Origin of the sequence: Novipirellula herctigrandis (genome assembly GCA_007859835.1) — a bacterium.
GTDB classification, from domain to species: Bacteria; Planctomycetota; Planctomycetia; order Pirellulales; family Pirellulaceae; genus Novipirellula_A; species Novipirellula_A herctigrandis.
This window is the reverse complement of record SJPJ01000001.1, coordinates 1,242,966-1,244,667: the sequence shown is the minus strand read 5'-3', so window position 1 is coordinate 1,244,667 and position 1,702 is coordinate 1,242,966. Positions and strand designations below refer to the sequence as shown.

2 protein-coding genes are annotated in these 1,702 nt (G+C 53.6%); both read left to right on the top strand.

Annotation, left to right across the window (positions count from 1 at the left end):
- The first annotated feature begins 659 nt into the window (after positions 1-659).
- The gene (locus CA13_RS04340) at positions 660-938 is read left to right on the top strand and encodes a hypothetical protein (protein ID WP_419193927.1); all 279 of its coding nucleotides are present in this window, start codon (positions 660-662) and stop codon (positions 936-938) included.
- Between the two features lie 233 nt (positions 939-1,171).
- The gene (locus CA13_RS04335) at positions 1,172-1,621 is read left to right on the top strand and encodes a hypothetical protein (protein ID WP_146394756.1); all 450 of its coding nucleotides are present in this window, start codon (positions 1,172-1,174) and stop codon (positions 1,619-1,621) included.
- Positions 1,622-1,702: the final 81 nt, after the last annotated feature.

Genomic DNA, 1,702 nt, shown 5'->3' with positions numbered 1-1,702 from the left:
GCTTGCTCGGTCTTGCTTTGGAACGTAAACTGGCATTCCACCTTCCACCTATATTCACCACGGATAACCATCCGTTGCACTCGGAGCCGCGGGCCGCGCGGATTCTGAAATCAATGTCGTTTGCCGCGGCCCGGTGAACGGTGACGTTATCCAACTAGGCACCCCTCAAGGGCGAACCCAATGAACCAGATTCCACTTCTCTTTGTGGCGTGTCTTCTCACTACTGTGCTCGGATGTTATCCGGCTGAATCCGAAAGCGAATCAGCTTTGAGAACGCAGTCAGACGACGTCGCAGCACCCGCTTTGAATGTACAATCGGATTCTATTCCACCGTCTGTTGATGCTGGCATGCTCGCGGATGGACTTGACCGAACTCAGCGGATAAACGCGGCCACGAAACCCGCGACAGATCCTAGCACTTTGTTTGAATCAAATCCAAAACGCGATCCGACTAAGTGATCGATACGTGATAACATCTGTCATCAACTTCTGCCCGTCGTGAGGCAACGCTGGCGGATAACCATCGCGTGCACACGGAGCGGCGGTGGCGAGTTTTAACAAATGGTTGCCGTGCTCCCGCCGCCCGGTGACGCGTAGCGTTATCCGACTGGTGTGCTCGATCTAGCTCCTAACGCAATGCTTGACTTGGACACTGCCCGATGAATATCGTGAGGCGACTAATCGGCTATAAGATGCAAATCGGCGGCGTCGCTCATAGCGGATGGTTGCCCGATAACGCCGCCGTGCCTTTACCCACTCCCATACGCAACATCACTCTAAATCTTGAGATTCAACACGATGACTCTGGATTTCTGCTGTGCTATACATCAACCGATGGAAGCGTGCACGGTGATACTTGGCATGAGTCACTGGCTGACGCAGAACGAATGGCAACCAGAAGTTTTGGGATCTCTGCTTCTGAATGGAGTTCATGTTAAATACTTGTCGCCGTTCCGGCGTTGCTTTCCGCTCGCGCGGCTTGCGCTTAACGCGGATCGCAAGTTGATCTTGATTCGCTGTCGCTGCAACCTCACGGGCCAACTTAGACTGACCACTAACAAAAACAGATAACCATCGGTTGCAACGGAGCGGCGGTGGTTAGCGTTTTCGTCTGCTTGCAAGTCTTTTGCCGCCGCCCGCTGAACCGTACCGTTATCCGACTGAAGAACCCTTGGCTGAGTACACATTCGTCCGTCGGTACGACACCCCGATCTACAAGGCGTTCCTCGTTCTTTTTGCCGTCATTGCTGTCGCGTTCGCGTTTGCCGCAATGCACCGCCCGGTGGCTCTCGCGTTTTGCCTTCTGTTTGCGTTTGGCTCTTGGATTCTCTACTCCGGAATTGGTCGGGGTTGCACCTCTGGTATTACTGTCGATGAATTCTCAATTCGTTGGCACCAAACCGGGTTTCAAGCACTCTCTCGCTCCGTCGACCTTTCGTCGATATCGAGGGTGGAACGACTGCACCTCGATGGTGACCGTGTTACACTCATTCTCAACGACAACAACAAAATACAAATCGAAGAACGTTTCTTTGGTGATGGCGACGCTCTGCTGAACGAAATTGCGGCAAGGGCTAACAGCGTCACGATACTCGACAACGGCCGACCATGGAGCGGATAACCATCGGATGCACACGGAGCGACGGTGGTCCGGTTTTTCGGTTTACAAGAACGCGGTTTCCCGTCGCCCGGTGATCCGCAA

Bases quoted from the DNA above. Each gene is read 5' to 3' on its own strand.
- CA13_RS04340 (WP_419193927.1), top strand. From the start codon at position 660: ATGAATATCGTGAGGCGACTAATCGGCTATAAGATGCAAATCGGCGGC.